The 20,933-nt window shown below is 66.3% G+C and carries 21 protein-coding genes and 2 tRNA genes; 8 read left to right on the top strand and 15 right to left on the bottom strand.

The features are described 5' to 3' along the window. Window positions 1–25: 25 nt before the first annotated feature. Window positions 26–2,317: an FdhF/YdeP family oxidoreductase gene (locus AC4LGL_RS25860; RefSeq protein ID WP_491841242.1), complete on the top strand. Its 2,292-nt coding sequence runs from the start codon at window positions 26–28 to the stop codon at window positions 2,315–2,317. Continuing rightward, window positions 2,317–3,141, top strand: coding sequence for a formate dehydrogenase accessory sulfurtransferase FdhD (gene fdhD, locus AC4LGL_RS25855; protein ID WP_491841241.1), 825 nt, complete (start codon window positions 2,317–2,319; stop codon window positions 3,139–3,141). Before AC4LGL_RS25860 ends, fdhD begins: the two co-directional genes overlap by 1 nt. Before the next feature lie 75 nt (window positions 3,142–3,216). Here the strand turns inward: fdhD and clpX are convergent, their stop codons facing one another. From clpX to AC4LGL_RS25825, 6 genes are all read right to left on the bottom strand, one after another. After that, window positions 3,217–4,497: an ATP-dependent Clp protease ATP-binding subunit ClpX gene (clpX, locus tag AC4LGL_RS25850; RefSeq protein ID WP_055115613.1), complete on the bottom strand. Its 1,281-nt coding sequence runs from the start codon at window positions 4,495–4,497 to the stop codon at window positions 3,217–3,219. Window positions 4,498–4,909: 412 nt separating this feature from the next. Then, window positions 4,910–5,542 carry an ATP-dependent CLP protease proteolytic subunit ClpP2 gene (clpP2, locus tag AC4LGL_RS25845; RefSeq protein WP_491841401.1) on the bottom strand — a complete coding sequence of 211 codons (633 nt, stop codon included), beginning with the start codon at window positions 5,540–5,542 and terminating at the stop codon, window positions 4,910–4,912. A 20-nt stretch (window positions 5,543–5,562) separates the two neighbouring features. Further along, the gene (locus AC4LGL_RS25840) at window positions 5,563–6,165 is read right to left on the bottom strand and encodes an ATP-dependent Clp protease proteolytic subunit (protein WP_019345228.1); all 603 of its coding nucleotides are present in this window, start codon (window positions 6,163–6,165) and stop codon (window positions 5,563–5,565) included. 106 nt (window positions 6,166–6,271) lie between these two features. Beyond that, a complete protein-coding gene (tig, locus tag AC4LGL_RS25835; protein ID WP_491841240.1) occupies window positions 6,272–7,672 on the bottom strand; it encodes a trigger factor in 1,401 nt (466 codons plus the stop codon). After that, window positions 7,669–8,727, bottom strand: coding sequence for an EamA family transporter (locus AC4LGL_RS25830; RefSeq protein ID WP_491841239.1), 1,059 nt, complete (start codon window positions 8,725–8,727; stop codon window positions 7,669–7,671). Before AC4LGL_RS25830 ends, tig begins: the two co-directional genes overlap by 4 nt. Before the next feature lie 89 nt (window positions 8,728–8,816). After that, window positions 8,817–8,893: transfer RNA gene (locus AC4LGL_RS25825), tRNA-Pro, on the bottom strand. Window positions 8,894–9,019: 126 nt separating this feature from the next. Here AC4LGL_RS25825 and AC4LGL_RS25820 point away from each other — a divergent pair. Further along, window positions 9,020–9,093: transfer RNA gene (locus AC4LGL_RS25820), tRNA-Gly, on the top strand. A 45-nt stretch (window positions 9,094–9,138) separates the two neighbouring features. On the opposite strand, the gene AC4LGL_RS25815 is transcribed toward AC4LGL_RS25820, so the two are convergent. Together AC4LGL_RS25815 and AC4LGL_RS25810 are read right to left on the bottom strand one after the other, a co-directional pair. Beyond that, complete coding sequence (locus AC4LGL_RS25815; protein WP_491841238.1) at window positions 9,139–9,657, bottom strand: MBOE_33420 family protein; 519 nt, start codon at window positions 9,655–9,657, stop codon at window positions 9,139–9,141. Further along, window positions 9,650–9,796 (bottom strand): hypothetical protein, encoded by a 147-nt coding sequence (locus AC4LGL_RS25810; protein ID WP_088304406.1) that lies wholly within the window; start codon window positions 9,794–9,796, stop codon window positions 9,650–9,652. The genes AC4LGL_RS25815 and AC4LGL_RS25810 overlap by 8 nt, the downstream gene beginning before the upstream one ends. A gap of 192 nt (window positions 9,797–9,988) precedes the next feature. On the opposite strand from AC4LGL_RS25810, the gene AC4LGL_RS25805 reads away from it, so the two are divergent. The 4 genes from AC4LGL_RS25805 to AC4LGL_RS25790 all read left to right on the top strand — a co-directional run bounded on the left by AC4LGL_RS25805 (window position 9,989) and on the right by AC4LGL_RS25790 (window position 13,577). After that, window positions 9,989–10,270 carry a GlsB/YeaQ/YmgE family stress response membrane protein gene (locus tag AC4LGL_RS25805; protein WP_039380771.1) on the top strand — a complete coding sequence of 94 codons (282 nt, stop codon included), beginning with the start codon at window positions 9,989–9,991 and terminating at the stop codon, window positions 10,268–10,270. 273 nt (window positions 10,271–10,543) lie between these two features. Next, entirely contained in the window at window positions 10,544–11,041 is a 498-nt protein-coding gene (locus AC4LGL_RS25800; protein ID WP_491841237.1) for an MmpS family transport accessory protein, read from the top strand. A 475-nt stretch (window positions 11,042–11,516) separates the two neighbouring features. Further along, window positions 11,517–12,698 carry a serine hydrolase domain-containing protein gene (locus AC4LGL_RS25795; protein ID WP_491841236.1) on the top strand — a complete coding sequence of 394 codons (1,182 nt, stop codon included), beginning with the start codon at window positions 11,517–11,519 and terminating at the stop codon, window positions 12,696–12,698. Window positions 12,699–12,749: 51 nt separating this feature from the next. Further along, a complete protein-coding gene (locus AC4LGL_RS25790) occupies window positions 12,750–13,577 on the top strand; it encodes a DUF1542 domain-containing protein (protein ID WP_491841235.1) in 828 nt (275 codons plus the stop codon). 12 nt (window positions 13,578–13,589) lie between these two features. Here the strand turns inward: AC4LGL_RS25790 and AC4LGL_RS25785 are convergent, their stop codons facing one another. The 4 genes from AC4LGL_RS25785 to AC4LGL_RS25770 are packed head-to-tail and all read right to left on the bottom strand — an operon-like array spanning window position 13,590 to window position 17,166. After that, window positions 13,590–15,275 (bottom strand): cation:proton antiporter, encoded by a 1,686-nt coding sequence (locus AC4LGL_RS25785; RefSeq protein WP_491841234.1) that lies wholly within the window; start codon window positions 15,273–15,275, stop codon window positions 13,590–13,592. A gap of 37 nt (window positions 15,276–15,312) precedes the next feature. After that, entirely contained in the window at window positions 15,313–16,107 is a 795-nt protein-coding gene (locus tag AC4LGL_RS25780; protein ID WP_491841233.1) for an Fpg/Nei family DNA glycosylase, read from the bottom strand. A 3-nt stretch (window positions 16,108–16,110) separates the two neighbouring features. Further along, the gene (locus tag AC4LGL_RS25775) at window positions 16,111–16,590 is read right to left on the bottom strand and encodes a ribose-5-phosphate isomerase (protein ID WP_003879932.1); all 480 of its coding nucleotides are present in this window, start codon (window positions 16,588–16,590) and stop codon (window positions 16,111–16,113) included. Between the two features lie 21 nt (window positions 16,591–16,611). Continuing rightward, window positions 16,612–17,166: a TetR/AcrR family transcriptional regulator gene (locus AC4LGL_RS25770; RefSeq protein ID WP_491841232.1), complete on the bottom strand. Its 555-nt coding sequence runs from the start codon at window positions 17,164–17,166 to the stop codon at window positions 16,612–16,614. Window positions 17,167–17,250: 84 nt separating this feature from the next. Between AC4LGL_RS25770 and AC4LGL_RS25765 the strand changes: the two genes are divergently transcribed. After that, window positions 17,251–18,186, top strand: a complete 936-nt coding sequence (locus AC4LGL_RS25765; protein WP_491841231.1) for an aldo/keto reductase — start codon at window positions 17,251–17,253, stop codon at window positions 18,184–18,186. Here AC4LGL_RS25765 and AC4LGL_RS25760 read toward each other — a convergent pair. Genes AC4LGL_RS25760 through AC4LGL_RS25750 form a run of 3 tightly spaced genes read right to left on the bottom strand, consistent with a single transcriptional unit; the run spans window position 18,139 to window position 20,929 of the window. Continuing rightward, on the bottom strand, window positions 18,139–19,098 hold the full coding sequence (locus AC4LGL_RS25760) for an isopenicillin N synthase family dioxygenase (RefSeq protein ID WP_491841230.1): 960 nt from the start codon (window positions 19,096–19,098) through the stop codon (window positions 18,139–18,141). The two genes, AC4LGL_RS25765 and AC4LGL_RS25760, sit on opposite strands and share 48 nt — an antisense overlap. Next, the gene (locus tag AC4LGL_RS25755; RefSeq protein ID WP_055115642.1) at window positions 19,095–19,535 is read right to left on the bottom strand and encodes a nucleoside deaminase; all 441 of its coding nucleotides are present in this window, start codon (window positions 19,533–19,535) and stop codon (window positions 19,095–19,097) included. Before AC4LGL_RS25755 ends, AC4LGL_RS25760 begins: the two co-directional genes overlap by 4 nt. After that, window positions 19,532–20,929 (bottom strand): purine-cytosine permease family protein, encoded by a 1,398-nt coding sequence (locus AC4LGL_RS25750; RefSeq protein ID WP_491841229.1) that lies wholly within the window; start codon window positions 20,927–20,929, stop codon window positions 19,532–19,534. Before AC4LGL_RS25750 ends, AC4LGL_RS25755 begins: the two co-directional genes overlap by 4 nt. Between the last annotated feature and the right edge of the window lie 4 nt (window positions 20,930–20,933).

Genomic DNA, 20,933 nt, shown 5'->3' with positions numbered 1-20,933 from the left:
CGTTTTCGGGGACTAGATTGGGTTCATGACCAGCGCCAGAGACATCGATGCCGATTACGACGAGCACCACGTCATCAGCACCGGCGCCAAAGACGAGGCAGCCGGCGTCAAGGCAGTCCTGGTCAGCATGCAGCGCGGGTTCGAGCAGATGGGCCCGCTGCGCACCGCCGCCGCGTTGACCAAGCTCAATCAGCGGCACGGGTTCGACTGCCCGGGTTGCGCCTGGCCCGAGGAGCACGGTGGCCGCAAGCTGGCCGAGTTCTGCGAGAACGGCGCAAAGGCGGTTGCCGAGGAAGCCACCAAGCGCATCGTGACGCCGGAGTTTTTCGCCCGGCACACCATCGCCGAACTCGAGACCAAACCCGAGTACTGGCTGTCCCAGCAGGGCCGACTCGCCCAGCCGATGGTGCTCGCGCCCGGCGAGTCGCACTACCGGCCCATCGAGTGGGACGACGCCTACCGGTTGATCGCCGAACATCTCAATGCGCTGGCCACTCCGGACGAGGCGCTGTTCTACACGTCCGGGCGCACCAGCAACGAAGCGGCGTTCCTCTACCAACTGATGGTCCGCAGCTTCGGCACCAACAACCTGCCGGACTGCTCGAACATGTGTCACGAATCCTCGGGCACGGCACTGACCGAGTCGATCGGCATCGGCAAGGGTTCGGTCACGGTCGAGGACGTCACCGAGGCCGATCTGATCCTGATTGCCGGGCAGAATCCCGGCACCAACCACCCCCGCATGCTGTCGGTCCTGGAGAAGGCAAAAGCCAACGGCGCCAAGATCGTTGCGATCAACCCTCTGCCCGAGGCCGGCCTGATCCGGTTCAAGGACCCGCAGAAGGTGCACGGTGTGGTCGGGCACGGAATCCCGATCGCCGACGAATTCGTCCAGATCCGCCTCGGTGGCGACATGGCTCTGTTCGCCGGCCTGGGCCGGTTGCTACTCGAAGCCGAGGAGGCGGCGCCGGGCACGGTGTTGGACCGGGACTTCATCGACGCCCATTGCGCAGGCTTCGACGACTACGCCCGGCAGACCCGCGCGGTCGACCTCGCCACCGTGACCGAGGCCAGCGGTATCGACGAGACTCAACTGCGCCGGGTCGCCGACATGCTGATCGCCTCGCAGCGCACGGTGATCTGCTGGGCGATGGGCCTGACCCAGCACCGCCACGCCGTGGCCACCATCGGCGAGGCCACCAACCTGCTGTTCATGCGAGGCATGATCGGCAAGCCGGGCGCCGGAGTGTGTCCGGTGCGCGGGCACTCCAACGTGCAGGGCGACCGCACCATGGGCATCTGGGAGAAGATGCCCGAGAAGTTTCTGGCTGCGCTGGACGGCAGGTTCGGCATCTCCAGCCCCCGCAAGCCCGGCTACGACACCGTCGATGCGATCCGCGCGATGCGCGACGGCCGCGCCAAGGTGTTCATCGGAATGGGCGGCAACTTCGTCTCGGCCACCCCCGACACCGAGGTCACCGAGGCCGGACTACGCAGTTGCGCTCTGACCGTTCAGATTTCGACGAAGCTGAACCGCAGTCACCTGGTCCACGGCCGCACCGCGCTCATCCTGCCCACGCTGGGCCGCACCGACAAGGATTTCCAGGCCGGCGGAAAACAGATGGTGTCCGTCGAGGATTCGATGTCGATGGTGCACCTGTCCCGCGGCAGCCTGACCCCGCCGAGCGAGCACCTGCGCAGCGAGGTCGCGATCGTCTGTCAGCTGGCCCGCGAACTGCTGGGCCCGGAGCACCCGGTGCCGTGGGAGCAGTTCAACGGCGACTACGACCGCATCCGTGACGCCATCGCCGATGTGGTGCCCGGCTGCGAGGACTACAACCGCAAGGTGCGTCAACCCGACGGATTCCAGTTGCCCCACCCGCCCCGCGATTCCCGCGAATTCCGCACCACCACAGGTAAAGCCAACTTCTCGGTGCAGCCGCTGGAATGGGTGCAGGTACCGCAGGGCCGCCTGGTGTTGCAGACCCTGCGCAGCCACGACCAGTACAACACCACCATCTACGGCCTGGACGACCGCTACCGCGGTGTGAAGGGTGGCCGCCGGGTGGTGTTTGTCAACCCCGCCGACCTCCAGGCCATGGGCTTGGCCGCCGGAAACCGGGTGGATCTCGTGTCGGAGTTCGACGGGCAGGAGCGCCGCGCGAAGGACTTCCTGATCGTCGAGTACTCCACCCCGAGGGGCAACGCCGCCGCCTACTACCCGGAGACCAATCCCCTGGTCCCGCTTGATCACACGGCCGAGAAATCGAACACACCGGTATCGAAGGCCGTCGTCATCCGGTTGGAGAAGGTCTAGTGGGCCGGGTGACCGCCCGGCGTCGCGCCCACCACGTCACCGGCGCGACGGCCGAAGCCCGGCCGGAAACTCTGGTGGTCGAGGAACCGCTGGAGATCCGGGTCGACGGCACTCCCATCACCGTCACGATGCGGACACCCGGCGCCGATGTCGAATTGGCCCAAGGGTTCCTGCTGACCGAGGGGTTGATCCGACAGCGCGAGGACCTGGTGTCGGTGCGCTACTGCCGGGGTGCCGACGAAGACGGGGTCAACACCTACAACGTTCTCGACGCGACCTTGGCCCCGGATGTGCCCAAGCCCGAGGTCGACGTGACCCGCAACTTCTACACCACCTCGTCATGCGGGGTGTGCGGCAAGGCATCGCTGGAGGCGGTGCGGCTGAGCAGCAGGCACTGCCCGGGTGATGACCCGTCCACAGTCCCTGCGCCGGTGCTCTCGGCGATGCCCGCGAAACTGCGCGAGGCCCAGAAGGTGTTCGCCAGCACCGGCGGCCTGCACGCGGCGGCGCTGTTCACCGTCGACGGCACCATGCTCGTCGTCCGTGAGGACATCGGCAGACACAACGCCGTCGACAAGGTCATCGGTTGGGCGCTGGAGCACAACCGGGTTCCGTCAAGCGGCACAGTGCTTCTGGTGAGTGGACGGGCCTCGTTCGAGCTCACTCAGAAGGCGGTGATGGCGGGCATCCCGATCCTGGCCGCCGTCTCGGCGCCGTCCTCGCTCGCGGTCGATCTGGCCAGCCAATCGGGGCTTACCCTGGTGGCCTTCCTGCGCGGCGACTCGATGAACATCTACACCCGCCCCGATCGCGTCACCCGCTGAGAACTCCTCGAAAATGCACTCAGGGTCGTGATCCGGCTGGGATCACGACCCTGAGTGCTATCTCGACGAAGAGACTTATGCGGTCTTGTCGCGGCGCTCCGAACGTGACGGCTTACGCGGCACGATGGTCGGCAGCACGTTGTCCTGCACGGTCTCCTTCGTGACGACCACCTTGGCGACGTCGTCGCGGCTGGGGATGTCGTACATCACCGGCAGCAGGACTTCCTCCATGATGGCGCGCAGGCCGCGGGCACCGGTGCCGCGGTGGATGGCCTGATCGGCGATGGCCTCCAAGGCCTCGTCGGTGAACTCCAGCTCGACGCCGTCCATCTCGAACAAGCGGACATACTGCTTGACCAGCGCGTTCTTGGGCTCCGAGAGGATCTTGACCAGGGATTCCTTGTCCAGGTTGGTCACCGAGGCGACGACCGGCAGACGGCCGATGAACTCGGGGATCAGACCGAACTTGATCAGGTCCTCGGGCATGACCTCGGCGAAGTGGTCCTGGGTGTCGATCTCGGCCTTGGAGCGCACCTCGGCACCGAAGCCCAGACCACGCTTGCCGACGCGGTCGGAAACGATCTTCTCCAGGCCGGCGAACGCACCCGCAACGATGAACAACACGTTGGTGGTGTCGATCTGGATGAATTCCTGGTGCGGATGCTTGCGCCCGCCCTGCGGCGGAACCGAGGCCTGGGTGCCCTCCAGGATCTTCAGCAGGGCCTGCTGCACGCCTTCCCCGGAGACATCGCGGGTGATCGACGGGTTCTCGCTCTTACGGGCGATCTTGTCGACCTCGTCGATGTAGATGATGCCGGTCTCGGCGCGCTTGACGTCGTAGTCGGCGGCCTGAATCAGCTTGAGCAGAATGTTCTCGACATCCTCGCCCACATACCCGGCTTCGGTCAGCGCGGTGGCGTCGGCGATGGCGAACGGCACGTTGAGCATCTTGGCCAGCGTCTGGGCCAGGTAGGTCTTACCGCAACCGGTGGGACCGAGCATCAGGATGTTGGACTTGGTCAGCTCGACGGGCTCGGAGCGGGAGTCGCGGGACTTCTCCTGCGCCTGGATCCGCTTGTAGTGGTTGTAGACGGCCACGGCCAGCGTGCGCTTCGCCGTGTCCTGACCGATGACGTAGCCCTCGAGGAAGTCCCGGATCTCAGCCGGTTTGGGCAGCTCGTCGAGCTTGACGTCGTCAGCGTCGGCGAGTTCCTCCTCGATGATCTCGTTGCACAGGTCTATGCACTCGTCGCAGATGTACACGCCCGGACCCGCAATGAGCTTTTTGACTTGCTTCTGGCTCTTGCCGCAGAACGAGCACTTCAGCAGGTCACCGCCGTCTCCGATGCGCGCCATATGGGGAGGTCCTACTTCCTGTTCGCAGGTCGGTCGTCACGCCACTTGCTCGGTTACCTCGGGCGTAAACCCGACGCTACCCGTTCGTTCCGTCGCGGTGCGACCGATAAGGCCGAATCGCTCCGGTGGTATTTGTTCGTGTGCAGGAGAACATATCTCTCCTGGCCGCTCGTCACCCGTCGGCGCGCTGACCGTGTCCTTGGCGTGTCGTTGGGGAACACCGACGAATAGTCCAGCGCCACGGTCCTAGCCCGGCATTTATCGTGGTCAACGATACCGGGCGCCTCGCGGAGGCCGGCGTAAACGCAGGTCAACACGGTTCCCGCCGCTGCCCTGACGACGCACGCCCCGCACCGGAGTGACCGGGCAGGGCGTGTGTCATCAGGCGGCAAGTTGTCACCGAAAGGTGGCGCTAAGCCTGCGCGGACAGCTTGCGGTACTCCAACACGGTGTCGATGATCCCGTATTCCTTGGCCTGCTCGGCGGTGAGGATCTTGTCCCGGTCGGTGTCCTTGCGGACCTGCTCGGGATCCTTGCCGGTGTGGCGGGCCAGGGTGGTCTCCATCAGGGTGCGCATCCGCTCGATCTCTGCGGCCTGGATCTCCAGGTCCGAGAACTGCCCCTGGATCACCCCGCCCAGCGACGGCTGGTGGATCAGCACCCGGGCGTTGGGCAGGGCCAGACGCTTACCCGGGGTACCCGCGGCCAGCAGCACCGCAGCGGCCGAGGCGGCCTGACCGAGGCACACCGTCTGGATGTCGGCACGCACGTACTGCATGGTGTCGTAGATCGCCATCAACGAGGTGAACGAGCCACCGGGCGAGTTGATGTACATCGTGATGTCACGGTCGGGATCCAGCGACTCCAGCACGAGCAGCTGGGCCATGATGTCGTTGGCCGACGCGTCGTCCACCTGCACGCCGAGGAAGATGATGCGTTCCTCGAACAGCTTGTTGTACGGGTTGGATTCCTTGACACCGAAGCTGCTGTGCTCGATGAACGACGGCAGGATGTAGCGAGCCTGCGGCTGCACGCGGGGGTCCAATGACGGATGAATGCGATCGGTCACTTGTCCAGTCCTGCCGTCGGGCCCGAACCATTGAGGTTGGCGCTGGTGATGATGTGGTCGACGAAGCCGTACTCCAGAGCCTCCTGCGCGGTGAACCAGCGGTCACGGTCGGAGTCGGCCTCGATCTGCTCGACGGACTTGCCGGTGAACTCCGCGTTGAGCCGGAACATTTCCTTCTTGATGACGTGGAACTGCTCGGCCTGGATGGCGATGTCCGCGGCACTGCCGGTGACGCCACCGAGTGGCTGGTGCATCAGGACCCGGGCGTGCGGCAGGGCGTGACGCTTGCCCTTGGTGCCCGCGGCGAGCAGGAATTCACCCATCGAGGCCGCCATGCCCATCGCGTAGGTGGCGACATCGCAGGGGGCCAGGACCATCGTGTCGTAGATGGCCATCCCGGCGCTGATCGAGCCGCCCGGCGAGTTGATGTAGAGGTGGATGTCCTTGGTCGGATCCTCCGCCGACAGCAACAGGATCTGCGCGCACAGCTTGTTGGCGATGTCGTCGTCCACTTGGGAACCCAGGAAGATGATGCGCTCGGCAAGCAAGCGCTCATAGACGGAGTCGACGAGGCTGAACCCGCTCCCGTTCGAACGCATGTCAGTCACGACTGGATACCTGCTTTCTCTCACGCGTTGGTACTGACGACACTAACGAAACTGGGGCATCACGCACTCCCGTACGGGGGCGCGTTCGCTCACAGCGTCATTCAGCGGCGTCAGTGTCGGTTTCGGCGGACTCAGCGGCCGACTCGTCGTCCTGCTCGCCCTCGGCCTGTGCAGCCTCGGCCGGGCCGAAGAACTCCGTGGTGTCGATCACGGTGCCGTCGGTGTCGGTCACGGTGGCGGCGTGCACCACAGCGGCGATGGTCAGGCCGCGACGCACGTCGGCGAACATGGCCGGCAGCTGGTTGTTCTGCTGCAGGATCTGGATCAGCTGCTGGGGCTCGATGCCGTACTGACGTGACATCAGCACCAGACGCTCGGTGAGGTCGTTCTGGCCGACCTGGATGTCGAGCTTGTCGGCGACGGCGTCCATCAAAAGCTGGGTCTTGACGGCCTTTTCGGCGTTCGTCTTGTTGTCGGCGTCGAATTCCTCACGGCTGCTGCCCTGTTCGGTCAGCTGCTCGGCGAACTTGTCCTCGTCGTGGTCGAGACCGTGGATCGCGTTGTGCAGCGCGTCGTCGATCTGGGCCTGAACGATCTTCTCCGGCAACGGAACCTCGGTCTGCTCAAGCAGCGCCTCGATCGCCTTGTCGCGGATCTGCTCGGCCTGCTGCACGCTCTTGACCCGCTTGACCTGGTCGGTGAGGCTCTCCTTGAGCTCGCCGATGGTGTCGAATTCGCTTGCCAGCTGGGCGAAGTCGTCGTCGGCCTCGGGCAGCTCACGCTCCTTGACCGACTTCACGGTCACCGTCACGTCGGCGTCCTGGCCGGCGTACTCACCGGCGGCCAGCTTGGTGGTGAAGACCTTGGACTCGCCGACCTTCAGACCGGTGATCGCATCGTCGAGGCCCTCGATCAGCTGACCGGAACCGACCTCGTGCGACAGGCCCTCGGTGGCGGCCTCGGGCACCTCGGTGCCGTCGACGGTGGCCGACAGGTCGATCGAGACGAAGTCGCCTTCCTGCGCACCACGCTCGACGCCGGTCAGGGTGCCGAAACGGGCCCGCAGCGACTGCAGCTCGGCGTCGACCTCGTCGTCCTCGACCTGGATCGGGTCGACGGTGATCTTGAGCGCGTCGAACTCGGGCAGGGTGATCTCGGGACGCACGTCGACCTCAGCGGTGAACGCCAGCTCCTGGCCGTCCTCCAGCTTGGTCACCTCGATCTCGGGCTGACCCAGCGGCTTGACGTCGGAGGCCGTGACGGCCTCGCTGTAGCGGCTCGGCAGCGCGTCGTTGACGACCTGCTCCAGCACCGCGCCGCGGCCGACACGGGCCTCCAGCAACTTGCGCGGGGCCTTGCCCGGACGGAATCCGGGCAGGCGGACCTGCTGGGCCAGCGCCTTGAACGCGCGATCGAAATCGGGCTCAAGCTCGGTGAAGGGCACCTCCACATTGATGCGCACCCGGGTGGGGCTCAACTGCTCAACCGTGCTCTTCACTCTTGTGCTCCTAGATATCTTTCTCTGGATGTCTTTGTCGTACCGGCGGTCGCGTCGGGGAGACAGGATGTGGTCTCTCGAACGACGCCCGTAGTTCGCGACCAGGGTAGTTGACTCGGCGCAACCCCCAGTAATCGGCATCCTTCCTCGTTACCGTCGTTACCGTCCAGGGGTTCGGCCGGTTTACGGCCGGTGGTCCGGAAGCCACCGACGGCCAGGAGGGTCAGCGCGACCGCGAGCAGTGCGTACACCACCACGTCGAGCCCGGTCAGCCGCTCACCGAGCACCAATGCCACCCCGAAGAGCAGCACCGGTTCGACGTAGGTCAACAGCCCGAAGACCGGCATGCTCAGCAGGGTCGAGGCGGCGACGTACGCCGCCATCGCCACCGTTCCCGCGAGCCCTACCGCCGCCACGGCCGCGTAACCGCTCCACGAGGACGCACCGCGGCAGACGACGATGAGCAGCACCGACACCGGAACCGTCAGCGCAACCTCGAGACCGAACGCAGCGGAGCTGTCCAGGCCCAGGCGGCGCCGCACCCCGAAGTACAGCGCGTACCCGATGCACACCGCGAACGTGACCCACGAAACCGCGCTGGTGGCAACCACTTTCAACGCCACCGCGGCCAGCGCCAGGGCGGCCGCCATCCACTGCAAACCCGACACCGACTCCTTGAAGCCGAACCGACCCACAAGTACGAGAACGATCGGCAACAGCAGGTAGCCCAGTGACGCGTCGAGGGCATGCCCGTGCACGGGAGCCCAGCTGAACAGCCACATCTGCGCGGAAACCAGGAAGCTCGTCGTGGCGAAGATCATCGGCATCCACCAGGCCCGGGTGAGGGTGCGCCACACCTCGGCGAGTGAGCGGCGGCCGGCCGGGCTGATCAGCACGAGGCCGTAGCAGGCCGTCATGGTGAGCATGCGCCAGCCGAACACCGCCTCCGGCGAGGCGTCGACCACGCCCGAGAGGTAGAAGATCACTCCGAACAGCCCGCTGGCCAGCAAGGAATAGCCGACACCGCGGGCCGGAGGCCCGCCCGAGCCGGGCATCTACATCACCGCCACGGCAGGCAGGGCTGACACTGAATCACTCGATTGCTTGGGATCGGATCGGGAGCCGAGGTCAGGCTCTTGCCGGATGGTCGGGGTGACAGGATTTGAACCTGCGGCCTTCCGCTCCCAAAGCGGATGCGCTACCAAGCTGCGCTACACCCCGTAATGCGTGGTCGATCCGCGGGCGACAACCTGCAAAAGGACCACGCGAGATACTACGGCCTCGACACGGGAAGCCTCCAATTGGATTTGATCGGGGGCACCCCGGTACAGTGCTGATGCTGCACATGCGGGCGTAGCTCAATGGTAGAGCCCTAGTCTTCCAAACTAGCTACGCGGGTTCGATTCCCGTCGCCCGCTCCATTGAACCGCCCCGATGGGGCGGTTTTTTGTTTGTGGGAGCACCGGTCACGGTGCCTCGATCGGTGTCAGCGATATCGGCAGCCGATGGGTACCTGGTCCCTCACCGGGGCAACCGGGTCCCTCGGTGATGAGGGTGCGTTCTCCGAAGAAACTGCCGTCCGGGTTCGGGATCCAGTGATCCGAGCGCCGGGCCTGCACTGCGCTGTTCGGGTCACTGCGATCGCAGAAGTAGGGATACTCACCGCTCGTCTCCCAGCGGTTGCCGTTCCAGCGGTACTCATGTGCCACCGGGGCACCCGGGTTGCGAGCGTGATCGTCCGAATTGTCCATGCGCGCAACGCATCCGTTCACGTCGCAGTCGGTGGTGAATTCGACGGGCACCGTCATCGGATTCATCGGTGTCGGCATACCGTTGAACGTCTGCTTCGAGAAGTCGATGAACAGTTTGTAGTGCCCGTACAGCGGCGGCGGTTCGACTCGATCCGCATGAGCGACCGGATACCCGATCGCTACAGTCCCGGCCGCGAACGCACCGACGAGGGCCATCCGCACGGCACTAGTCATCTTTGTCGTCATCACGGTGCGCAGCCTCGATCACTTCGGGTGGCACGGGCTTGGCGAGCCAGGCACGAATCCGCAGCAACCCACCGGCGACGGCCCCGATGGCGAACACCGCGGCAAGCACCCAGAGCGCAACGGACACGAGGCCGATTATCGCGCGGTCATAGCGGTCTACGTGCGGTTTCGGACCCGACGGGCCCGACCGGTTTACCGACGGGTCGGCGACTGCTGGGTATCGACTACATCTCGGCGCGGGCCGACAACCGAATTTCGGAGGACAGTGGTGTACATCACACCGACGAAAAGGAAGTCGGCTTGAACGAAAGGCAGCGAGATGATCGGAGCAATTATCAGCGCAATCGTCGTCGGCGCGATTATCGGCGTCCTTGCGCGACTCATCATGCCCGGTAGGCAGAACTTGAGCACACTCATGACCGTTTTGCTCGGGATCGCCGGAGCCCTGCTCGGCTCCTGGATCACTTCGGCCTTCGGATACAGCAACGCGAACGGCGGGTTCCAGATCATCCCGTTCGTCGTGGGCGTCGTGGTGGCGATCGTGCTGATCGCGGTCTACACCGGCCTTTCGGGCCGACGTGGCACGCCCGTCGGTCACTGAAGCAGGGCACCTGGGCTCCGCCGATCCCTCCCAGGATCGGCGGAGTCGCTCGTGCATATGCCGTACATATGCCGTGGCCGAGCAGATGCGAATTCCCGGGAGACGTATCGCCGATAATCGCGGAGCCGAAATTCGTACCTCTGCCCGTCAAAACGAATATGGCGGTTCTAGGTTGCGCATCCGACCGAATCGCCGGAGCCCGAGCCTCGTCTCCCGTTGCGACCTGATTAGATCTCGTTGACTAAGTCAGGCTTTTGAGCAACGGGGGCGACGATGGGTGATCCGCAGGGAGGCAGCGGCTGGCAGCAGATTCCGTCGCCGAATATGCCGCCTCAGCCGTACCCGGGCCAACCTGTCCCCGGGCAGCCCTACGCCCCTGTCTACTACGCTCCGCCCCCGCCGCCCAAGAATCAGAAGATCTGGCTGTGGGTTCTGCTCGCGATCCTGACCGTCATTGTCCTCGCCGTCGGGGGCTTCATCGGCTTCAAATTCTACGAACGGAGCCGCGGCGTGACCGTCAGCTACGAAGTCACCGGCACCGGCACTGCACAGATCGTCTTCCCAGGCAACGAATTTGTGGAAAAGGTCGACCTGCCGTGGAGTAAGGAAGTCACTCACACCCGGCCTAATGAGTTCCTGCTGATCGCACGTCCCCTGACCGCAGGCGCCGTCGTGACCTGCACGGTGAAAATCGCCGCCAAGGTCATCGTCACGGACACCACGAAAGATTCGTCACCTGCCCTTTGTCAGGGACGCGTTGAGATCCGCTGAACCTGGAGCACCAGGAAATGCCTAGCCGACCAGACTCGCCACCGACCAGAACTGGTCGGCCGGCCGCGGGACCGAGATCCACGGACCGGGCGAGGCCCTGCTGCTGGCGATGACGGGACGGGTCGGTGCGGTCGCTGCCGAGTTACAAGGTCCGGGCCTGGCGCACCTGCGCAGACGATGACACCCAGCCAGAACTTCCCCTCGTCGATTTCCACCTGAGGGTCGTCACCACGCGCAATCTGCGACCCTGGGGTAGAAATCGGCGCGCAGCGGCTCGCAGGGTCGAGAAGCGGCACCGACCATCACGACCCCGTCTCGAACGGCTTGCGATCTGTGCCGCAGGGATGCTCCAAGGTTGCCATCCGCCTACCGTGAGTAACAGGTGCGGACCGTCGACCGATCTTGAAGATGGCAGCGCAAGCAGACAACTACGCGCACCGCTGCCGTAAAGCCACCGCACTTGTGCAGGAGACGAATGCCCGCTACGACCCTGATCGCAGGCACCTGCGCACCGGAATTCGCCCGGGTGCGCGATGCCTTCGCGGACAACTTCGCCCACCACAAAGAGGTCGGCGCCGCTGTCGCGGTCTGGGTTGAGGGCGATCTGGTGGTCAACCTGTGGGGCGGATCGGCCGATGCCGCAGGCAGCCGGCCATGGCAGCAGGACACCCTGGCCAGCGTGTACTCGGGATCCAAGGGGTTGTTGAGCACCTGCGTCCACCTGTTGGCCGACCGCGGTGAGATCGATCTGGATGCACCGATCGCGCGGTACTGGCCCGAGTTCGGCCAGGCCGGAAAGCAGAACATCACCGTCGCGATGGTGCTGGGCCATCGCTCGGGCGTGATCGGTCCGCGCGAACCGATGGACTGGCGACAGGTGACCGACTGGGACGCAGTGTGCGCCCGGATCGCGGCCGCGACTCCGTGGTGGCCGCCCGGCAGCGCGCAGGGCTATCAGGTGGTGACGTTCGGGTTCATCCTCGGCGAGGTGGTGCGCCGGGTAACCGGCCGCACCATCGGTCAGTACCTGCGCACCGAGGTCGCCGAACCGTTGGGCGCCGATATCCACATCGGTTTGCCCGCCTGGCAGCATCACCGGTGCGCCGAGATGGTGAACAAGCCGTCGGTACGCAGCCTGCTGGCCGACAACCACGTCGACGGACCGCCGGCCTCGCTTGCCGACCATCCGATGGCCGGCTGGGCGGTGTCGATGGACTTCGTGCCCGATGACGAACTGGGCGTGCAAGCTCTGGACGCGTGGCGCGCAGCGGAATTCCCGAGCACCAACGCACACGTCTCGGCACTCGGCATGGCGACCGTCTACAACGCACTGGCCCAGGAGAAGTTGCTCACCCGGGAGCACATGGAGCGCTGCCGGGTCTCGCAGGGCGGTTTCGACGCCGACGTGGTGTTGGGTGCGCGGGTCGCCGATCACGGCTGGGGTCTGGGTTACATGCTCAACCAGCGCGGGGTCGCCGGACCCAACACCGGCATCTTCGGGCACGGCGGGTCGGGCGGTTCGTTCGCCTTCGTCGACCTGGAGCACCGGATCGGATACGCGTACGTGATGAACTATTTCGACGCCACCAAGTGCAATGCCGACCCCCGTACGGTCGCCCTGTCGAACGAGGTTTACTCCGCTCTCGGCGTAATTTGAGTTCCCTTCGAGAACCCGGAAGCACTGGTTCCCGTCGGTACGCTAGACGCCATGAACAGCGTTTTGCTGGTACTCATCGTCCTGGTCATCGCTGCGATCGCGTTCGCTGTCTACAGCTCGTCGCAGGCCAACGGTCGCCGCTCCGCGGAGTCACTGGCCGACGCCAAGGCTGACGCCCGCCGGCTGATCGAGCGTCTCGGCGGGCAGGTGCTCAACCTGACCGGCTCCGACGACGCATCCAAGCAGGCGCTGGCCGACGCCTCGGAGCGCTACACCGCGGCGTCCTCCCAGATCGATCAGGCCACCACCACCAAACAGGCCGCGCTGGCCAAGGAGAGCGCCATCGAGGGGCTCTACTACGTGCGCGCGGCCCGCACCGCGATGGGCATGGATCCGGGTCCGGAGCTGGAGTCGTTGACCGGGCAGCGCTCGGCCGGCGAGGTCACCGAGGACCGCCGGGTCAACTTCGAGGGCCGCGAGATCGAGGCCTCCCCCACCCCATCGCAGCGCACCCCGAACTACTACCCCGGCGGCCGCGTAGCCGGGCGCCCGGTGCCCGCCGGCTGGTATTCCGAGCCGTGGTGGAAGCCGGCGCTGGTGGCCGGTGCCTGGGGCCTGGGCTCGGTGCTGCTTTTCGACGCGATGTTCTCGGGTATGCACGGAGTCGGCTACGGCGCTCAGGGCTTCGAAAGTGGTTACGGTGACGGCTATTCCGATGGTTTCGCCGCAGGCCAGGACGGTGGCGGCTTCGACGGTGGCGATACCGGCGGAGCCGACGGCGGCGGCGACTGGGGCGGCACCGATGCCAGCGGCTGGGACAGCGGCGGTTTCGATGGTGGCGGCTTCGGCGACTTCGGCGGTGATTTCGGGGGCTTCTGACCCGCGGAACCCCTAGAGGCGGCTCTCCAGACGCGCCGAGACACCGGCCTCTTGCAGATCCAGGCGCTCGAGCATGGCCCGCACCGCTTCGTCCTCGATCCGGCCCTCGTCGCGCTCGGTGATGAGCGCCCCGCGTTGTGCCGCAAGCACATCGCGGTACAGACTCGAGAACACCGTGGCCCGTTTGGTGAGCGCCTCGGGGTCCGGCATCTCGTCGGCGTCCTGTGAATGCCGGGCGATCACCGCCCGAATCTCGGTCACCAGATGGGGATCCAGTCCGTCGGGCGGGTCTGCCTCGAACGCGTCGAGCACGTCGTCGGCCGCGTCGTGCACCACCCGTTCGGCCTTGATTTCCTCTTCCCGGTCGGCGGCATGGTCGTCGCAGAACCGGGACAGGTTGAGCCGGCGGATCAGCAGCGGCAGGGTCCAGCCCTGGATCAGCAGAGTGCCCACGCTCACCACGAACGCGATGGCCTGGATGGTGGCGCGTTCCGGGAACGGCTCGCCGGTTGCCGTGGTGGCCGGGATCGCGGCGGCCGCCGCCAACGTCACCACGCCGCGCATCCCGGTCCAGGACACCACGAGGTTCTCCCGCCAACTCAGCGAGCGGCGATCGATCATCCTGCGCCAGCGCGCCCTGGGCTTTCGTCTGCGCACACCGAGTGCGCCGCGTGAGCCGTCGGGCACCGGCACGCTGAACTTGCTCTCGACGTGCCGGGAAAGCTTGTTGCGCCCGAACATCAGGAACACCGACAGCGGGCGGATGAACAGCACGATCACCAACACGATCATCGAAGCGATCGCCACCTCGGCCAGCGACTCGTGGGCCTCGTTCAGATGTTCCAGGACGAACCGCAGATGCAGCCCGATGTAGGCGAACACGAACGCCTCGAGCAGCACATCCAACGAGTTCCAGACGTACCGCTCCTGCAGCCGGGTCTGGTACCCCGCTCCCATCGCACCGTTACCGACGACGAAGCCCGCGACCACCACCGCCAACACCCCGGAGGCGTGCAGTTCCTCGGCGGTGATGAACGCCGCGAACGGGACCACCAGGCCCTGCACGGTTTCCAGGCCCGGATTGTCCAGATGCTTGCGAATCCACAGCGTCAGATATCCGAGCAGTGCCCCGACCAGCGGGCCGATGGTGGCGCTGTAACCGAACAGCAGGAACGGATTCTCGATGAAGGTGTGGCTGCCTGCCACCTGCGCCACCGCGATGGAGAACAGGGTGAGCGCGGCCGCGTCGTTGATCAGGCTCTCGCCGGTGAGGATCGCCATCACCCGTTTGGGCAGACCGAGCTTGCGCCCGACCGCGACGGCGGTCACCGCGTCGGGTGGCGCGACGATCGCACCGAGGACCAGCGCCAGGCCGAAGGTCAACGGCACCAACACCAGCCAGGACGACACCGCTGCCACGGCGAAGGCCGTCACCACGACGAGACCGACACCGAGGCCCAGGATCGGGCGGATGTTGCGGAAGAACGTCGGGAACGAGAAGTCCAGCGCGGCTGAATACAGCAGCGGAGGCAGCACCACCGTCAGCAGGATGTGGGAATCGAGTTCGGGAGGTTCGAAGCCGGGGAGGAACGAGACCAGGCTGCCGATGACAACGATGATCAGGGCGGGTTCCTGGCCACGCCGATGCGCGGCCGCGGTGACGAGGATGGCTCCGACGACGACGAGGATCAATTCCACCGGGAGATTGTCCCGTGTCCGTGACGCCGGCGCGCACTCACACCTGGCAGTCGGGGCACCAGAACAGGTTGCGGGCCTCCAGTTCTGCGGTACGCACTGCTCCGCCGCACACCCGGCACGCCTCCCCTGCCCGGCGATACACGTAGGTGCGGGGCCGGCCGGGACCGTAGGACGGCGCCCCGTGATCGTGCTCGGGGCGGACGACGACGATCTTGCCGCGGCGCACGCCGACCTTCATCAGCTCGACGAGATCGGTCCACATGTCGTTGAATTCGGTCTGGCTCAGGTGGGTGCCCGGCCGGTACGGGTCGATGTGATGACGGAACAGCAACTCGCTGCGATATACGTTTCCGACGCCGGCGATCACCGACTGGTCCATCAGCAGCGCACCAATTGACCTGCGCGACTTACTGATCCGCTTCCAGGCCAACGAAGGGTCGGCATCTTTGCGCAGCGGGTCGGGACCGAGCCGCGCGACCACGTCGGCGATCTCGGGCTCGGCGATCACCTCACACACCGTGGGGCCGCGCAGATCAGTGCCGTACTCGGTGCCGACGATCCGCATCCGGACCTGGCCGACCGGCAGTCCCAGAGGAACGGGCGCCTCGGTGAACGTCCCGTACAGGCCGAGGTGGATGTGTACGACGTGCCCACCGGCGTAGTGGTGGAACAGGTGCTTGCCCCAGGCGTCGGCTTGCTTGAACACCTGGCCGTTGACCGCGGCCGCACCGTCGGCGAAGCGGCCCTGCGGGCTGGACACCACCACCGGCGCCCGGCCGAACCGCTTCTGGTGCAGCCGGGCCAACCGGTGCAGGGTGTGCCCTTCGGGCATGGGTCAGGCAGGCGCGCCGGGGACCGGCGGGGCCACGTGGTCCTTCTCGTACTCGGCCAGGATGTCGATGCGGCGCTGGTGGCGCTCGGCCTCCGACCACGGCGTCGACAGGAACGCGTCGACGATGGCCAGCGCTTCCTCCTCGGTGTGCATGCGGCCGCCGAGGCCCATCAGCTGCGCGTTGTTGTGCTCGCGGGCCAGCTTGGCGGTCTCGACGCTCCAGGCCAGGGCGCAGCGGGCGCCGGGCACCTTGTTCGCGGCGATCTGCTCACCGTTGCCGGAGCCGCCGAGCACGATGCCCAGGCTGCCGGGATCGGCGACGGTCTTGACCGCGGCGTCGATGCAGAACGCCGGGTAGTCATCATCGGCGTCGTAGGTGTAGGCACCGCAGTCGATCGGCTCGTGGCCGGTCTTCTTGAGGTGCTCGATGATGGTCTGCTTGAACTCGAATCCGGCGTGGTCGGCACCGATGTAGACGCGCATGCCGGTAACCCTAACGCGTCTTCAGGTCGCCACAGCACCAGCTCGAATACCTGCCAGCAGCAGATCGAGCATTCGCTGCGCCTGCTCGGCCGAGCCGCTGGCCAGGAAGATCCCGAGCAGGCTCGACACCACGTCCTCGACCCGCACATCGGCGCGCAGACTTCCATCGGTGATGCCGGCGTCGAGCAGGGTCTGGACGGCACCGGTGACGCTCGCCTTGGTGTCGCGGTGGTCGACCGCGCCGGATTCGAAGATGGTGCGCAGCGATTCGGCCATGCCCTTCTTGGCCGCGACGAACGTGGCGTAGCGGTCCATCCAGCGGCGCAGTGCGACCGGCGGTTGGTACCGGCTGGACAGCTCGGCCGCGGACGCGGAGACCTCGGCCAGTTCGGCACGGTAGACGGCCTCGGTGAGGGCCTCGCGGCTGGGGAAGTGACGGTAGAGCGTCCCGATGCCGACACCGGCGTCGCGGGCGATGGCCTCCAGCGACACGGCACCGTCCGATACGGCGAACGCTGACGCGGCGGCCGCGAGCAGGCGTTCCCTGTTGCGTCGCGCGTCGGCCCGTTCAGCCATAGCGGAGGCTCCTCCGTTTTGCTAGCGTGGTGAAACGGAGGTCCCTCCGCATCACTTCCGAGTATCGCATCCCAGGAGCGCACCATGACCACATCGCACCCCGGCGGCACCGGCACGATCGGCGGACACTTTGTCGGGCGGATCGGCTACGGCGCCATGGGGCTCGGACGCGAGCTCCCCCAGGCCGACGCCACCGCCGTGCTGCACCGTGCCGTCGAGCTCGGCGTCAACCACATCGATACGGCGTCCTTCTACGACGACGGTGTGGTGAACAGCCGTATCCGCGACGCGCTGGCCCCGTACCGGGACGATCTGCTCATCGTGAGCAAGGTCGGCGCCCGGCCGGCCACCGGACCGATACCTCTCGCACTCGCCCAGCATCCGGCCGACCTGCGCCACGCCGTCGAGCTGGACCTGGCCGGCCTCGGCCTGGACCAGATTCCGGTGGTGAACCTGCGGCGCGCCGACATCGGCCCCGGGTTGGTCGCCGAGGGCGATCAGATCGTTGATCTGGACGATCAGTTGGCGGAGATGATCGCGCTGCGCGACGAAGGCAAGATCGGCGCGATCGGGATCAGCAACATCGACCTGGAGACCCTGCGCCGGGCGCTGCCCGCCGGCATCGTGTGCGTGCAGAACGCCTACAGCCTGATCAACCGCAGCCATGAGGACGAACTGGCGCTGTGCGTCGAACAGGGCATCGCCTGGGTGCCGTTCTTCCCGCTGGGCTCGGCATTCCCGGGCTTTCCGAAGGTCGCCGAAAACGCTGTGGTGCAACGGATCGCCGCGGACCTCGGCGTCAGCGGCGCACAGGTCGGGCTGGCATGGTTACTCGCGCACGCGCCCAATACCCTGCTCATCGCCGGGACGACGTCGATCGCCCACCTGGAGGAGAACCTGGCGGCCGGCGACCTCGTGCTCAACGAGCAGCAACTGGCCGATCTCGATGCCGTCGATGCCGTCGATGCCGCGCTACCCGATGGTGATGGCGTCCAGGCGTTCCTTGATGAAGGCCGATGACGTCACGGGCTCCAGACCCGCGACCTTGCCGATGGGCGGCTCCAGCGGGGTGACGAGCGCGTCGTGGTTGGCCTCGTAGAAGTAGATCAGCGAGACCAGGTCCTCCTCGGGGGCGTGCGACTGGGGCGGCAGCACGCGGTGCCGGCCCGACGGCCACCGCCGGCCGCTCCAATACTCCAGCAGGTCACCGATGTTGACCGTGAGCGATCCCGGCTCCCACGGCGCGTTCTCCCAACCCTCCTGCTCGGAGTACACCTGCAGCCCGCCGGCACCGGGTTCGCGGTCCAGGATCGTCACGGTGCCGAAGTCGGTGTGCGGTCCGATCCGGAACTGTCCGGGCTCGGGCTCCCCGACCACGCTGACCGGCGGGTAGTGGTTGATGTTCATCGTCCACGTCGGCCGGTCAGCCAGTGCGACAAAGGGATTGCCCGTCAGTCCGAGGGCGTGCGCGAACAGCGCCAGCAGGTCGTCGGAGACCTTGCGCATCGCGGCGGTGTACTCGTCGACCAATCTCTGCAGCGCGGGCACCTCGGCCGGCCACACGTTGGGGGCGAACCAGATCCGGTCCACCTCGGAGTCGCCGGTCGCGGTTTCGGCGCCCAGGCTGTAACTCTCCTTGAGATCGGGCGGGGTCTCGGTGCCCTCGGCGTAACCGTTGGCCTCGGCCCCGGGCCCGATCCAGCCGTGCCCGCCGACCGGTACCGAGTAGCGCTGTTTGACCTCGTCGGGCAGGGCGAAGAACTCGCGACTCGCCGCGCGCACCTTGCTGGCCAGGTCAGTGTCGACGCCGTGTCCGGTGACCACGATGAACCCGGCGCGCTGCAGGCCGGCGTCGACCTCGGCGGCAACCGCGTCGGCTTCTGCCCCACCGGCATACCAGCGAGACATGTCCACAGTTGCGATGGCACTCATTCGCCGATGTCCTCCGCCCACAGATCCGGCCGCTCGGCGATGAAGTCCTCCATCATCGCCACGCAACGTTCGTCGTCGAGCAGGGTGACCGCGACGCCGTGCTCGGCCAGCCAGTCGTGCCCGCCGGTGAAGGTCCGGCTCTCCCCGATCACCAGGGCGCCGATGTTGAACTGACGCACCAGCCCGCTGCAGTACCAGCAGGGCGAGAGGGTGGTCACCATGATGGTCGACCGGTAGCCGCGTTGGCGCCCAGCGGCCCGGAAGGCGTCGGTCTCGGCATGGATCGACGGATCGTCGTTCTGCACGCGCCGGTTGTGCCCGGCGCCCAGCAGTGTTCCGTCCGAACCGAACAGTGCCGCGCCGATCGGAATGCCGCCTTCGGCCAACCCTTTTCGCGCCTCCTCGACAGCGACGTCGAGCATCTGCTCCGGGGTCATGCCGGCACCTTCCGTTCCGCGGTGAGCTTGGACCGGCACAACAGAAGATAGCTTGCTCCGGCGATGAGGAAGCCGACGAAGAACGTGATGTCACCCAACTGCGGAACCTCCCGCGCGATGTACCCGACGAACTTCGTCTGGTTGCAGAACAGTGTCACGGACACCACCAGGCCGAGCAGGAACGACACCAGGCCGGCCCAGTTGGTGTAGGACCGGTCGTAGAGGAAGTGCGCCACGGGCTGGTCACCGCGCAGGTACTCGTCGGCGAACATCACACCGAGCCACGGTCCGATCCAGTACGCGATGATCAGCAGGAACGCCTCGTAGCTCGCCGCCGCGTCGGCCAGTGCCCACCAGGCGATGAGAAATCCGACGATCCCGAAGAATGCGGTCGCCAGGGCCCGCGCGATGTGATGCGGCAGTTTGATCCCGATTGTCACGAAAGCCATTGCGCCCGAATAGATGTTGATCGCGTTGGCGGCAATCGCCCCGATGGCGATGGCCAGCAGGGTCAGGCTGGCCAGCCACGGCGCCAGCTCTGCGGTGAACGCGGACGTGGGATTGTCCGAGATGGCGGGACCGATGGTCACCGACGCGGCACCCACCGTCTGCAGCAGCATGCAGGACACGAACAGTCCTGCCGCAGCGAAGAATCCGGTGCGTGGGCCGGCCTCGGACCGCGGGAGGTAGCGCGTGTAGTCGGCGGCATAGGGCGCCCACCCCGCGACGTAGCCGAACGCGGTGCCCACGGTGAGCAGGAAACCTCCCATGCCGCCGACACCGCCCGTGACCGCCGGTGCGCCCAGGTCCGCTTTGCTCAGGATCACCACCGAGGTGATGGCGAAGATGACGGCGAGTACCGGGAACGCCCAGCGTTCGAAGGCCTGCACCAGGTTGTGCCCGAACACTGCCAGCGCGGTCTGCACCACGACCACGAGAACCAGGGCGAGCACCGGCGCGATGCCGAACAGTGTGGACAACGCGAATGCGCCGCTGACGCTGTTCGTGGCGAACCAGCCGATGCCCGCGGTCACCGTCATCAGCAGCGACGGCACGGCATTGCCCCGGAAGCCGAATGCCAGCCGGCCCAGCACCATCTGCGGAACACCGTGCAGTGGCCCGCGTTTGGACAGGAAGTAATGCGCAAGCGCGCCGAGTCCGGTGCCGACCGCCAGGCCGGCCACCGCCTGCCAGAACGTCATGCCGTAGACGGAGACCGCCAGCACACCCAGGAAGATGGTGGCGAATTCCAGGTTCGGCGACGTCCAGGTCCAGAACAACTGGCTGGGTTTTCCGTGCCGGTCGGCGTCGGCGATGTGCTCGTTGCCGCCCGGTTCCACGGCGGCGATTCGGTCCCGGTACGAGCCGTCGGTGCTGGGCTCAGCCGCTGTCATCCGT

It is taken from the genome of Mycolicibacterium arcueilense, assembly GCF_058536225.1.
This window is presented reverse-complemented; position numbering and strand designations above follow the sequence as displayed.